14 protein-coding genes are annotated in these 13,441 nt (G+C 55.8%); 6 read left to right on the top strand and 8 right to left on the bottom strand.

Annotated features, from left to right (window positions below):
- Positions 1 to 56 precede the first annotated feature (56 nt).
- Entirely contained in the window at positions 57 to 962 is a 906-nt protein-coding gene (locus VHE34_RS15375) for a TIM barrel protein (RefSeq protein ID WP_325589465.1), read from the top strand.
- On the opposite strand, the gene VHE34_RS15370 is transcribed toward VHE34_RS15375, so the two are convergent.
- A complete protein-coding gene (locus VHE34_RS15370) occupies positions 956 to 3,178 on the bottom strand; it encodes a glycoside hydrolase family 3 N-terminal domain-containing protein (RefSeq protein WP_325589463.1) in 2,223 nt (740 codons plus the stop codon). The genes VHE34_RS15375 and VHE34_RS15370 overlap by 7 nt on opposite strands.
- Before the next feature lie 93 nt (positions 3,179 to 3,271).
- On the bottom strand, positions 3,272 to 3,745 hold the full coding sequence (locus VHE34_RS15365; RefSeq protein WP_325589461.1) for a hypothetical protein: 474 nt from the start codon (positions 3,743 to 3,745) through the stop codon (positions 3,272 to 3,274).
- A gap of 82 nt (positions 3,746 to 3,827) precedes the next feature.
- Here VHE34_RS15365 and VHE34_RS15360 point away from each other — a divergent pair, with 82 nt between their 5' ends.
- Genes VHE34_RS15360 through VHE34_RS15350 form a run of 3 tightly spaced genes read left to right on the top strand, consistent with a single transcriptional unit; the run spans position 3,828 to position 6,811 of the window.
- On the top strand, positions 3,828 to 4,880 hold the full coding sequence (locus VHE34_RS15360; protein ID WP_325589459.1) for a sensor histidine kinase: 1,053 nt from the start codon (positions 3,828 to 3,830) through the stop codon (positions 4,878 to 4,880).
- On the top strand, positions 4,849 to 5,574 hold the full coding sequence (locus VHE34_RS15355; RefSeq protein WP_325589457.1) for a LytTR family DNA-binding domain-containing protein: 726 nt from the start codon (positions 4,849 to 4,851) through the stop codon (positions 5,572 to 5,574). The genes VHE34_RS15360 and VHE34_RS15355 overlap by 32 nt, the downstream gene beginning before the upstream one ends.
- 52 nt (positions 5,575 to 5,626) lie before the next feature.
- Entirely contained in the window at positions 5,627 to 6,811 is a 1,185-nt protein-coding gene (locus tag VHE34_RS15350) for an acetyl-CoA C-acyltransferase (RefSeq protein WP_325589455.1), read from the top strand.
- 25 nt (positions 6,812 to 6,836) lie between these two features.
- Here VHE34_RS15350 and VHE34_RS15345 read toward each other — a convergent pair whose 3' ends face one another.
- The gene (locus VHE34_RS15345; RefSeq protein WP_325589453.1) at positions 6,837 to 7,208 is read right to left on the bottom strand and encodes a helix-turn-helix transcriptional regulator; all 372 of its coding nucleotides are present in this window, start codon (positions 7,206 to 7,208) and stop codon (positions 6,837 to 6,839) included.
- Positions 7,209 to 7,339: 131 nt separating this feature from the next.
- Here VHE34_RS15345 and VHE34_RS15340 point away from each other — a divergent pair, with 131 nt between their 5' ends.
- A complete protein-coding gene (locus VHE34_RS15340) occupies positions 7,340 to 8,191 on the top strand; it encodes a HEPN domain-containing protein (protein WP_325589451.1) in 852 nt (283 codons plus the stop codon).
- A gap of 6 nt (positions 8,192 to 8,197) precedes the next feature.
- Here VHE34_RS15340 and VHE34_RS15335 read toward each other — a convergent pair whose 3' ends face one another.
- From VHE34_RS15335 to VHE34_RS15315, 5 genes are all read right to left on the bottom strand, one after another.
- Positions 8,198 to 8,608, bottom strand: coding sequence for an Rrf2 family transcriptional regulator (locus VHE34_RS15335; protein WP_325589449.1), 411 nt, complete (start codon positions 8,606 to 8,608; stop codon positions 8,198 to 8,200).
- A gap of 22 nt (positions 8,609 to 8,630) precedes the next feature.
- Entirely contained in the window at positions 8,631 to 9,347 is a 717-nt protein-coding gene (gene dapB / locus VHE34_RS15330) for a 4-hydroxy-tetrahydrodipicolinate reductase (protein WP_325589447.1), read from the bottom strand.
- 154 nt (positions 9,348 to 9,501) lie between these two features.
- The gene (locus VHE34_RS15325; protein ID WP_325589445.1) at positions 9,502 to 10,245 is read right to left on the bottom strand and encodes a DUF5683 domain-containing protein; all 744 of its coding nucleotides are present in this window, start codon (positions 10,243 to 10,245) and stop codon (positions 9,502 to 9,504) included.
- Between the two features lie 11 nt (positions 10,246 to 10,256).
- Positions 10,257 to 11,177 carry a ParB/RepB/Spo0J family partition protein gene (locus tag VHE34_RS15320; RefSeq protein ID WP_325589443.1) on the bottom strand — a complete coding sequence of 307 codons (921 nt, stop codon included), beginning with the start codon at positions 11,175 to 11,177 and terminating at the stop codon, positions 10,257 to 10,259.
- A gap of 39 nt (positions 11,178 to 11,216) precedes the next feature.
- Positions 11,217 to 12,017 (bottom strand): AAA family ATPase, encoded by an 801-nt coding sequence (locus VHE34_RS15315; RefSeq protein ID WP_325589441.1) that lies wholly within the window; start codon positions 12,015 to 12,017, stop codon positions 11,217 to 11,219.
- A gap of 97 nt (positions 12,018 to 12,114) precedes the next feature.
- Here VHE34_RS15315 and VHE34_RS15310 point away from each other — a divergent pair, with 97 nt between their 5' ends.
- Positions 12,115 to 13,347 (top strand): metallophosphoesterase, encoded by a 1,233-nt coding sequence (locus VHE34_RS15310; protein ID WP_325589439.1) that lies wholly within the window; start codon positions 12,115 to 12,117, stop codon positions 13,345 to 13,347.
- Positions 13,348 to 13,441: the final 94 nt, after the last annotated feature.

Here is a 13,441-nt window from a genome sequence, read left to right as displayed (position 1 = left end):
AGGATTTCCATAATTTTTTTGGCCCCCGGAGCAAAAAAAATTACATTCGCTATCATATGAACTACTCTCGCAGAACCTTCCTGAAGAACAGCACCCTGGCCGTAGCTGCCGCCGGTTTTCTCCCTGGGACATCTTTCGCATCAGCCTTTAAAAGAGAAATGGTCGGCGTTCAGCTCTATTCCGTTCGCGATGCTATGCGGAAAGACCCCTCGGGCAGCCTGAAAAAGCTGGCCGATATGGGCTACAAATACGTCGAGCACGCCGGGTATGGTAATGGTAAGTTCTATGGCTACGGCGCAAAAGAGTTCAGGACCCTGCTGGACGGGTATGGATTGAAGATGCACAGCGGCCATACGCGGCTCGACCCCAAGGACTACGACCCGGCAAAGAAGGAATTTACCGATGAGTGGAAGAAGCTCGTCGAAGACGCCGCCGTCGCCGGACAGAAATACGTCATCAGTCCCTGGATCGATGAAAGCGTGCGCAAAAGCTATGACGATCTCATGCGCTTTATCGAGCTCTTCGGCAAGGCCGGCGAGCTGTGCAAGGCCCATGGGATGAAATTCGGATATCACAACCACGATTTCGAGTTCAATACCGTTCTCAATAACCAGAAGGTTTTCGACATCATCATGAAGAACACCGATCCGGCTCTGGTGGCCCAGCAGCTCGATATGGGCAATCTCTATAACGGCGGAGCGATCGCCATCGCCATCGTGATGCAGTATCCCGACCGTTTCGAACTGATGCACGTCAAGGACGAGATAAAGGCGACGTCGGGGAACGAGAAGTACGAGAGCACGATCCTCGGGCAGGGTATCGTCAATACCAAACAGGTATGCGATGTGGGCCGCAAGAACGGGACGAAGTATTTCATCATCGAACAGGAGTCCTACCAGGGCAAGGATCCCTTCGATTCCTGCAAGGATGACCTCGATATCATGAAGAAATGGGGTTATTGAGCCTTGTAAGAAAAGCCCGCCTTCCTATTCCCGATATACACATCGAAATCTCCGGGTTCCGTCACCGTCTTCTGCGCCGCGTTGACAAAGGCGAGATCATCGCGATCCAGCGTAAAGCTGACTGTCTGTGAATCGCCTGCTTTCAGGAAGATCTTTTTGAAGGCACGTAGCCGCCGCATGTTCGGCGTGATGCTGGCATAATGCTGCCGGGTATAAAGCTCGACTGTGTGTTTCCCATCGCGGCTGCCGCTATTCTTCACCGTTACACTGACCGTCAGCTTCCCGGCGCCGCTTAAAACGGCGCTGCTGAGCCGGAGATCGCTATAATCAAAATGCGTATAGGTGAGCCCCCAGCCAAAAGGCCACATCGGCTTATACCCGTCCATCGTCATATCCGAATTGAAGATCTCACGGATATCTTCCGTCGGCTTCCGGTCATACAGCACCATCTCGCCGCTGCTGCGGGGATAGCTATAAGGCAGCCGGCCGTCGGGGTTATAGTCACCGGCAAGGACATCGCTGATCGCTTCGGCCGCTTTTCGCCCGCTCCAATAAGCCAGCAGGATACCCTTCGCAAGGGGGGCGATATCGGTGATGAATCGCGGTCTTCCCTCGGTCAATACGAAGATCACCGGTTTGCCGGTCGATGCCGCCGCGCGCGCAAGGGCCTTCTGGTCGTCGGGCAGCGCGAGATCGCCGATGGTGCCGGGACTCTCGGCGTAAGCATTCTCGCCGAGGCAAAGCACAATGGCATCCGAGCCCGCCGCCGCAGCCTTTAACGCCGTAGTATCATAGTTCGCGGCGCTGGTGAACCCGGCCGCTGCCGTCGTGGTCACATGATCGGCGCCAAATTTTTCGGCCAAGGCATCGTAGATCGTCTTGCTGCCGGCAGGATACCATTGTTCTTCCTTCCCCTGCCAGGTGTAGCTCCAACATCCGTTCAGGGCGCTGATGCTCCGGGCTGCGGGGCCCGCTACCAATAAATGCATGCCGGCGCGCAGCGGGAGGAAGTCCTCCTCGTTCTTCAGCAGGGTCATCGCCTCATGGGCCGCGCGCAGCGCCAGCTGCTGGTATTCCGGCAGCGCAAAATTGGCCGCGGCAGCGGGCTCGGGATAAGGATTGTCGAAGAGCCCGACTTTGGCCTTCAGCAACAGGATACGCCGGACGGCGTCGTCGATCCGGCTCAGCGATACTTCACCCTTTTGCACGGCCTCCTTCAGCAGGATAAAAAAGGAAAAATCGGTTGGGACCATGCTCATGTCGATACCGGCATTGACGGCCATCACGACCGCCGCGCGGGGCGTGGGGGCGACATTGTGGCGCGTATGCAGCCGGATGATGTCTTCCCAGTCGGTGACGATCACGCCCTGGAATCCCAGCTGTTTCCGGAGGACGTCGGTCAAAAGGTATTTGCTTGCATGCACTGGGGTGCCATTGATCTCGGAGGAGTTGACCATCAGCGTCGAGGCCCCTGCCTTCACTGCAGCGCGGAACTGGGGCAGATAGTATTCCCGCATCTCGATCTCGGGAAGATAGATCGGCGTGCGATCCTTCCCGGTGCGGGAGGCGGAATAGGCCAGGTAATGCTTCATGCAGCTGGCGACGGCGGTAGGATTCTTCAGACCATCCTCCTCATAGGCTTTGATCGCCGTGACGCCGAAGGTCTTGCCGATATAGACGTCTTCGCCATAGGTTTCAGGGAAGCGGGACCAGAGCGGCTGCCGGCCGCAGTCCAGCACCGGCGCAAAATTCCACCGGACGCCGGAAGCCCGCAGCTCCTTTGCCGTCACTTTTGCTGCGGCGGCAACGAGCTCCGGATCACGCGCGGCGGCCATCCCGATATTCTGGGGGAACAGCGTGGCGTCGAGGGTATAGGTCTGGCCATGGATCCCGTCGAGTCCATAGATGACCGGGATCTTCAGCCGGGTCTTCTTCGCCTCGTCCTGTATCTGCGCCTGTACGGTCCGCCATTGCTCCGCCGTAAGGGCATGGTTGGTGACATTGAGGATAGAGCCGACCTTGTATTCGCCGATGGCCTTTGCCAGCGCTGCGGGATCGAGCACGCCGTCTTGCGGGGTCGAAACGACGCCGAGGGTTACCTGCGTCATCTGCCCGATCTTTTCGTCGATCGTCATCTGCCGGAGCAGGTTCTCTACTTTTTGGCGATCGGCGGGGGTTTGGGCGCCCGCCGCAAGGACCAGGAGAAATAAAGGCATAAAGGGGATATGGCGTATTTTCATAATGAATAAAGATAGGCCGTAACCCAAGACCGCGGCTGTGATTTTTTACTATTTCCTGATACTAATTTATCACTCGAGCCCCTTCAATTCCCGGAGATAGTCGTATTGGAGGTCCTCATGCAGCCCATCGATCACGCCACGCACTTTTTTCAGCTGGGTGCGGTAGAGATTGACCAGCACTGGACTATCCCGGTAGGCGATGCCGCTGGTATTCAGCTTACGAAGAAAATAAGTGAGCAGCTCGACCTCCGCCTGCGGGGAGCCGGTATAGCGTATCTGTTTGGCCGTGACCCGCAGCACTTTCCGCAGGCTTTTTTTTGTCAGGTAGAGATTGGGTTTGGGCAACCCTTCAAATTCGTCATCGATGCTCTTTTTGATGCCCGCGATGTAAGCCGCTTCATCCGCGGCTTCAAAAAGCAGGAACGTGAGGAGCTCTTTGTTGTCCTTCTTGAATTTTGCGAGCCGCAGGCATAGTTCGGACAGGCGGGCCGGGGGGAGGGATTGGAGCTCCTGTTTGATCTCGTGGATGGTCGCTGCTTTCATGGCCCCAAGTTATCAAGGATTTCGCTCCTTTCATGTAATTTCTCTTTGTTTCGGGGGCATGCCATCTACCTTTGGGGGGCCAATGAAGCGAAACAATATCTGGATATCCATCGGGCTATGGGTCGGCCTCTACCTGTGCTGGGTCACCCTGTTCCGCGACCGGGTGTTCACGGTTACGCGGACGCTGACGGTGCAATTCTGTTATCTCCTCTTCGTGGCGGCCAATTACTATGCCCAGCTACATTTCGCCATCCCAAAGCTCCTCAACCGGAAGAGATACCTGGCCTTTGCCCTCTTTCTGCCGGCGGCCATTGCCATAACCGCCCTGTTGCGGACTCCGCTGGCCATCTGGCTGCAGGTGCATTTTTTCCGGCCCGGCTCTCCCGTTCCCGATGCCGCGACGGTATTCCGCGACAGCTTCCTGAACATCTTCATCTGGGTCATCTTCCTGGTGTCCATCCGGCTGGTGCTGGAAAAGATCTGGTTCCGGCAGTACCTGGACAATATGGAAAAGCAGAGGATCCGTAACGAGCTGGATTTCCTGAAAGCGCAGTTCAATCCCCACTTTTTATTCAATTCCATCAATTCCATCTATGGGCATATCGACCGGAAGAACGGTAAAGCCAGGACGATGCTGCTCAGTTTCTCGGAGATGTTGCGTTACCAATTGTATGAATGCGACGTGGACAATATCGTCATCGAAAAGGAAGTGCAGTATATCCGCAACTATGTCGCGCTCCAGCAGGAGCGGAAGGATGAGAACCTGGAAGTAGTGGTCGATATCCCCGATGACATCCACGGCTTCACCATCGCGCCATTGCTGCTGATCACCTTTGTGGAGAACGCCTTCAAGTATGTCAGCAATCACGAGGACCGGGAGAATACCGTCGTCATCGCGCTGCACCGCGACGAGGGAGACCTGCTTTTCCGGGCCTACAACACGAAGGACGAGGGAATGGTGCGGCTGGAAATGGAGAAGGGGGGTATCGGCATCGCCAACGCGCGGCGGCGCCTCGACCTGCAATACCCCGGCAGGCATCAGCTGGAGATCACCGATGGCGGTGAATCGTTTGAAGTTCGTTTACGCTTAAACATAAAGACCCATGTTGCTGAGAGCCGTTATAGTCGACGATGAGCCGGTGGCCCGGAAGGTGATCAAGGAGTATCTCGAGGACATCGAATTCCTCGAGCTGGCCGGTATGGCGGAGAACCCGCTGAAGGCCGATGCCCTGTTGGGCAGCGGACAGGTGGACCTGCTGTTCCTCGATATCAATATGCCCAAGCTCAGCGGCATCGAATTCCTTCGCGCATCGGCCGGCCGGTTCTATCAGCCCATGGTCATCATTACGACGGCCTATGCCGAATATGCGCTGGACGGCTTCGAGCTGGATGTGGTGGACTATCTCGTAAAGCCGTTTTCCTTCGAACGCTTTCTGCGGGCCTGCAACAAGGCCCGGAGCAAATACGGGGAACGGGTTCTTCCGGCGGCTGGGCAAAAAGCCGATCACTTCTTCGTCAAATGCGACGGCAGCCTGGTAAAGGTGCTGTATGAAGAGCTGGAATACGTCGAAGCGATGACCAATTATATCGTGCTGCATACCCGTGCCCGCCCGCTGATAGTATACCTGACGATGAAGGGGGTGCTTGCCCATCTGCCTGCCGGCCGTTTCGTCAAGGTGCACAAGTCTTTTATCGTCAATAAGGACCGGATAAAAAGCATTCGGGGCAATGTCCTGCAGCTGGGTGCGGCGGAGGTCCCCGTGAGCCAGCATTACTTCGAGTCGGCGATGCAGGAGATCCTCAGGGACCGGGTGCTGAAAAGAGAGTAGGACTAACATTTGTTAGTTTTTATTATCTTACGGCCCAAATCGTGATCAAACAATGAATAAAGAAGTGGTCATTGTCTCGGCCGTACGGACGCCGATCGGCAGTTTTGGCGGCGCCTTAAAAGAACTTGCCGCAACCCGGCTTGGCGCGGCCGCCATCAGCGGGGCTTTACAAAAGGCGGGCGTTGCGCCCGAACGGGTACAGGAGGTTATGATGGGTTGTGTCCTGCAGGGGAACCTGGGGCAGGCTCCCGCGCGGCAGGCGGCCCGTGGCGCGGGTCTGCCCGATGACGTGATCTGTACGACGGTGAACAAGGTCTGCGCCAGCGGGATGAAGGCCGTTGCCTATGCGGCGCAGGGGATCATGCTTGGCGATATCGATATCGCGGTGGCCGGCGGCATGGAAAGTATGAGCAACGTGCCATTTTATTCCGGCGATGTTCGCTGGGGAAATAAATATGGGAACACATCGCTTGTCGACGGACTGGTGAAGGACGGCCTGACCGACGCCTATGACGGGCAGGCGATGGGCAACGCGGGCGATCTGTGTGCTTCCACCTGCGGCATCACCCGGGAACAGCAGGACGAGTTTGCTATCGCCAGCTATAAACGCAGCCAGGCGGCCTGGGCAGAGGGACGATTTGCCGAAGAAGTGGTGCCGGTGGAGATCCCGCAGCGGAAGGGCGATGCGGTCACCGTCGCTAAGGATGAAGAGCCTTATAATGTCAAATTCGAAAAGATACCGGGTCTGAAGCCGGCGTTTCAAACCAACGGAACGGTCACTGCCGCCAATGCCTCCACGCTGAATGACGGCGCGGCGGCGCTTGTGCTGATGAGCCGGGAGAAAGCCGATGAACTTGGGCTGAGGCCGCTGGCCAGGATCCTCTCCTGGGCGGATGCCGAACAGGCGCCCGAATGGTTTACGACGACGCCGGCGATCGCGGTGCCGAAGGCCGTTGCAAAGGCGGGGCTGAAGATGGAAGACATCGCTTTCTGGGAAGTGAACGAAGCGTTCTCGGTCGTCGCGATCGAAAATACCCGGCGAATGAAGCTGGACCCGGCACGCGTGAATGTGAACGGCGGAGCGGTCTCGATGGGTCACCCACTCGGCGCCAGCGGCGCCCGGATCCTCGTGACCCTGCTGCATGTGCTGCGGCAGAACAAGGCGAGATATGGAGCCGCGGGCATCTGTAATGGCGGCGGCGGAGCCTCGGCGATGGTCATCGAAAATCTACTATAAGAAAAGCGGCCTGAAGGCCGCTTTTCTATTTTATTCGGGCATCCAGCCGCGCCATTTCTTCACGAAGGGATTTTATCTCCTGCAATACATACGATAGCCGGTCGTCCTTCTCCTGCACGGTGGGAGAGGACTCGGCGCCGTGATCGTAAACGGCTGTGCTGGTAAGGGACGGCCGGTGAGCCATATTCGATTCGGCAAGATCCACCTTGATAAGCGCGTCCAGTGGAATATCAAAAAAGTTGCTGATTACAAGCAGCTCATCCAGGTTGGGCTCGCTGATGCCATTCTCCCAATTCCCGATGGTTGTCTGGCCCTTTTTAATCAAAGAGGCTATCTCCGATTGAGTTTTAGACATTTGCTTGCGCAGATACCGCAGGTTCTTTCCTAAATAGTGCATAGCAATAAAAATAGAGTCCGAAAATTTGTTAGTAAATTTTTTGCTACGAATCTCCTAAAAGTTGATATTTGTATCCGGCTCTATTGCAAATATAGCCAAAATTATTGCTAACGCATAAACCCTTTAAAACTATGACGACTTTTCAGCCGAATACTTCCCTGCATCGGTTTTCCCCGAAGCAACGCCACCTGCTGGAGCGGCTTGTCCCGATGATCGTGCGGGCAGTGCACGTGGAAAAGATCGTTCTCTACGGCGGATCGGACCCTGCGCTTCCGCCCTCGCTCGTCTCGTTCGATCTGCTCATCATCACCCGGGAGGATGAGCGCCGGTCGGACTACGAGTTGCAGGATATCATCGAGAACCGGTGCCGGGAGACAGCCGCCGTAACGGCCCTGGTACACGATATCGCCTATGTAAATAAAAAGCTGCAGGAGCGGCAGTATTTCTTTTCGACGGTTCTGCGTGAAGGAACTCTTCTCTACGATGCCCGCCGGACGCCGCTGGCGGACGCCGGTATCCCCGACTGGGAGGAAGTACGGATGATGGCGGAAAAGGATTTCGATCGCTGGACCCGCGTGGCGAGGGATTTCTTCCACAGCGCCGAATTCATCCGGGGCAGGCGAAGCTGGAACACCGCCACCTTTTTTCTTCACCAGGCGGCCGAGCAATGTTACCAGGCCATTCTGCTCACCTTTATGGGTTATAAACCCACCACGCATAACCTCGACAAGCTGCGGCGCTACACGAACCGGTTCTCGGTGGAACTGGCCTTACTGTTCCCGCTCGACAACGAAGAGGAGGAGGACTTGTTCCGGCTTTTATCTTCGGGCTATGTCAGCGCCCGTTACAAGGAGGAGTTCATCATCACGGAGAGAGAGGTGAGCATCCTGACCGAAAGGATACGCCGGCTGCTCGATATTGCGGAGAGGGTCTGCTGCAATCACTTCATCAACCTCGGCAAACGGGCGGCGAAAGGGGATTAGCCGGGATCATCCTTTGGCCAGGTCGGCGATGGTCTTTTTCTCGAGGATCTTGAGGTTGGCGTCGCGGACCTGGCTCATAACGGTGTGCAGACCGCAACTTTTCTCGTCGCAGTTCTTGCAGCGTTCGTAAAAATACAGGCTGACGCAGGGTAGGAGAGAGATGGGGCCATCCAGCAGCCGCATGACCGTGGCGAGGGGCACGTCTTTGGGATTTTTGGCGAAATAATAGCCGCCGCCCTTCCCCTTCTTACTGTCGAGGATATTGGCATTTTTCAACTCCAGCAGGATATTCTCGAGGAATTTCAGGGGGATCTTCTTCTTCCGGGCGATCTCAGCGATGAGGACCGGCTCGTCCGTCTCCTTTTCCGCCAGGTACATTAGCGCCTGGAAGGCATATTGCGTTTTTTTGGATAGCATTTTTTATTCGTAAGGTTGTGCATTAGAATCCGAGTACGTCGCTCATCTGGTAAACGCCTTTCTTACCGGCGATGAACTCCGCAGCCAACACCGCACCGGTGGCAAATCCCCGGCGACTATGCGCCGTATGGGTGATCGTGATCGTATCGATGTCGGAATGGTAGTTGATACTATGCGTGCCCGGCGCCGGATCCACGCGTTCGCTGATGATCTCCAACTCGTCTAAGTTATCACTAATATGATTGACCCATCCTTTTTTACGGGTAATTTTTTCGAGGATGCCCTCCGCCAGCGTAATAGCCGTTCCGCTGGGGGAATCCTTCTTTTCCGTATGATGGATCTCGGTGATCTGCACCTCATATTCCGGATGCGGGGCCATCAGGGCGGCCAGCCGCTTGTTGATCTCGAAGAAGATATTGACGCCCACGCTGAAATTGCTGGCATAGAGCATCGTCCCGTTCTTCTTACGGGCATATTCCCGGGCTTCCGCCAGCCGGCTCAGCCAGCCCGTGCTGCCGGAGACTACGGGTACCCCCGCGTCCAGGCACCGGATAACATTGTCGAATGCGCTCTCCGGCCCCGTGAATTCGATGGCGGCATCGGCCTGCTTGATCTTTTCGATCGTATTGTCTTGCAGATTATCGATCGATACCGTCAGGACGATCCGATGTCCCCGGGCAACGGCGATCTCTTCGATGGCCTTTCCCATTTTTCCATAACCGATAAGCGCGATCTTCATATTGCGAACAAATTTTGCAAAGCTACGATTTTTTGCGTTGGGCCCTTCGGGAAATATGCCCTCGCAAAAAATCCGACCAATGATTGGCCTTCGGCCGGAAAATTGGTGATTTGCCTTTTTTACTGATTGTGCGGGAACCGGATGGCCGGCGCCGCTACGGCATCACCGGAAGCCGCTTGAACCGGCCTTTGTGGACATCGACTACCAGGCTGACGCCCATGCCCGTCCCCATCGCACCCACGACCATTGCATTGGGAGAGGGTTGATCGAAGCGAAAGCTGAGATTATTGCCCACGTCGAAGCTCGCCAGGTGGGCGTCAACCGTCGCATCGACGATATTCAACCCCCAAAAGAGGATAACGAAGAGAACCGAATAGTCCTCGTCCTTCCGGTACTCGTTGCGATAGCTCCGGAGTGAGTTGTCGTCGCCGGCCTGCAGGAAGGTCCGAAGCTTGGGATCTACCGTAGCATACTCGCTCGCCGGGATCGGGACGTTCAGCTGCTGATAGGTATCGATGATGGAGATCGCCTTCTGGCATTTGTTGTACCAGCTGCGGTTGTAGAAGAAGGTATAGGCCGGGATACCGACGGCCGCCCAGACGAGCGGCACTTTCCAGTATTTATGGTTGTAGATCTGTCCCAGGCCCGGGAAGAAGGTGGAATACAGCGTCGCCTTGCGCGGATTGCGCACCCGCTTCGTCGCGGAATCGACCTTGTAGGGCGAGTCCCTCCGGGCATGGTGCACCTTCCCCGACGAGTCTACCCGCGAAGTGTCCGCAAGCTTGACAGGCTGGTGCAATTGCATACCCTTCGGATTGGGAGGAATGGTGTCGGCCTGCTGACCGGAACAATATCGGTGCAGGAAAAAAGTCATCGCGACCACCAAAAAGATCTTCATGCTGAGGATGCTTAGTTTACAGAGACACCCAGCTGGTCCAGTAATTTGTTCAACTCCTGGAGCGAGTAATACTCAATGGAAATGCTTCCTTCGCCTTTCTTGTTGTGATTGAGCTTTACCCGCGTGCTGAAGTGCGATGCTAAGTTATCTTCAATTCGTTTGAATGCTTCGGGCAGCGTGGGCTTTACCGAATTTTTAACAGGGGCATTCTCCTTGTAGAGCCTACGGACCAGCTCCTCGGTCTGACGAACCGAAAGACCTTTGGTCTTGATCTCATTGAACAGGTACAACTGTTTGTCCACGGTGTCCACATTGATCAGGGCACGCGCATGGCCCATCGACAGCTGGTTGCTGCGTACCGCCACCTGGATGTCGGGCGGCAGCTTCAGCAGGCGGATGTAGTTGGCGACGGTGCTTCGTTCCTTGCCCATCCGCTCGGCCACCTGCTCCTGCGTATAGTTCAGCTCCTCCATCATCCGCTTGTAACTGAGAGCGATCTCCATTGCGTTCAGGTCTTCCCGTTGGAGGTTCTCCAGCAGGGCCAGCTCCAGCAGCTGCTGGTCGTCGGCCTGCCGCACATAGGCCGGGATATCCTTCAGTCCGGCGATCTTCGCTGCGCGGAAGCGGCGTTCCCCGGAAATGAGCCGGTACTTGCCTGTCGGCAGCTTGGACACCGTCACGGGCTGGATGATATCATGCAACCGGATGGAATGCGCCAGCTCCTGCAGCGCCACTTCGTCGAAATCATGCCGCGGCTGCCGCGGATTGGTCTCGATCTGGTCCAGCGGAATACGCAACATATTCGTCACTGCCTCCACAACGGAGGATTTCAATTCGCCGGAAGTCGTCTTCAGGTCGGCATCTATGCTCTGCAGGAGAGACCGGATGCCCTTTCCAAGGGCCTCTTTATCTTTTTTATGGGGAGTAGACATTGTTTTGGCGGCTTGGGCCGGTGGCCCATTTTTGTCTTTTTATTCTAAAATTCTCTCTTCCTGCCGGATCCTCGTCAGGTTGTTCTTTTGCAGTATCTCCTTGGCCAGGTTCAGGTAGTTCACGCTGCCTTTGCTCAGGGCGTCATAAAGGATCACCGGCTTGCCGACACTGGGCGCCTCGCTGATCTTCGTATTCCGGTGGATGATGGTATCGAAGACGATCTCGTCGAAATGCTTGCGCACCTCGCTGACCACCTGGTTGCACAAACGCAGCCGGCCGTCATACATGGTCATCAGGATGCCCTCGATGGCCAGCTGGGGATTCAGGCGGCTCTGGACGATCTTCACGGTATTCAAGAGCTTGCCCAACCCTTCCAGCGCAAAGAACTCGGTCTGCACCGGCACGATGACCGAATCGGCTGCCGTCAGCGCATTGACCGTGATCAGCCCAAGCGAGGGCGAACAATCTATGATGATAAAATCGTATTCATTCTTTACGGGCTCCAGGATGCCTTTCAGCACACTTTCCCGGTTGGGATAGTTGATCATTTCGATCTCATAACCAACCAGGTCGATATGGGAAGGGACTACATCCAGGTGCGGGATGTCGGATTTCAGGATCACATCCTTGACCGGGATATGGTTGACCATGCAGTCGTAAAGGCTTTGGGTGACGTTGTGAAGGTCGAACCCGACCCCGGTCGTACTATTGGCCTGGGGATCGGCATCTACCAGCAAGGTCTTGAATTCCAATACAGCAAACGATGCCGCCAGGTTGATAGCCGAGGTGGTCTTGCCCACACCGCCCTTTTGATTTGCAACTCCGATAGTCTTTCCCATAGTTATGACCGCTGGTCCGTAAATATTAGACGGCAAATGTACATTTTCAGAAGGATTTCGGGAAGTTTACCGCAATTTTGCGCAAAATAATGCCGAAATGCGCAGCCGGAGGTTTCTCGCGATCGTCCTGATAATAGCGATCCTGATAGATGTGTATGTCTTTCAGGGGATAAAGACCATCACCCAGGGAGTTCTGCCCCGGACCCGGACCGCGATCTTCATCGCCTATTGGGGCCTTTCGGTGCTCGCCCTCGCCGCCTTTGTCCTGCTCCCTTACTTCCGCTTGCATTACACCCGCGCGAGCGGTTATATTATCGCCGTTGTCCTCGGCCTTTATATCGCCAAGCTACTGGCCGCCGTGTTCCTGTTGCTGGACGACATCCGCCGCCTCGTCCAATGGGCCGTCACCCGTGCCGGGTCCGCGGCCGCTCCGGCCACCGGACCGGGCATCCCCCGCAGCGTCTTTCTCAGCTGGCTGGGACTGGGCCTGGGATCGGGTATCCTGGGCGCGCTGGTGTATGGGTTCAGCAACAAATACAACTATAAACTACACCGCGTCCGGCTGGCCTATGAAAATCTTCCCGCTGCCTTCAAAGGGTTGAAAATAGTTCAACTATCTGATATTCATTCGGGTAGCTTGGCAAATCCCGAGGCCGTGAGTCACGGGATCGACAGGGTGCTGGCCGAAAAGCCCGACCTGATCCTGTTCACCGGCGATCTCGTCAACGATTATGCCCACGAAGTTGGGCAATACCAGGCCATTTTCAGCCGGTTGAAGGCGCCGATGGGGGTATTTTCTACCCTTGGCAACCATGATTATGGGGATTATGCGGGCTGGGAGTCGGTCGAAGCAAAAAAAGCCAATCTGGACCGCCTGAAGGCCATCCAGCAGGAAATGGGCTGGCGGCTCCTGATGAACGAACACGTGGCGCTGGAAAGGGATGGCGCGCAGATCGCGCTGATCGGCATCGAGAACTGGAGCGCCAAAGCGCGGTTCCCAAAATACGGCCGGATGGACCTGGCCTACCCCGGTACGGAAAAATACCCCTTCAAGATCCTGATGAGCCATGATCCCAGCCATTGGGACGCCGAAGTGCGGCCCAAATACCCGGACATCGACCTCATGCTCGCCGGCCATACCCATGGAATGCAGTTCGGCGTCGAGCTCCCGGGGTTAAAATGGAGTCCCGTGCAGTTCCTGTACCGGCAATGGGCGGGGCTGTACGAAGAAGGCCGCCAGCGGCTTTATGTCAACCGGGGATATGGGTTTATCGGTTACCCGGGACGTTTCGGCATCCTGCCGGAGATCACGCTCATCGAGCTCGTCTGAAGCACACTTTGCGGACGACAACTTATTTTTAACAAAGCGATAAACTATTCAAACGTATTTTCATCCCATAAATAGCAAAACAACAATGAAACCC

This window comes from Puia sp. (genome assembly GCF_035546395.1).
GTDB lineage: Bacteria > Bacteroidota > Bacteroidia > Chitinophagales > Chitinophagaceae > Puia.
This window is presented reverse-complemented; position numbering and strand designations above follow the sequence as displayed.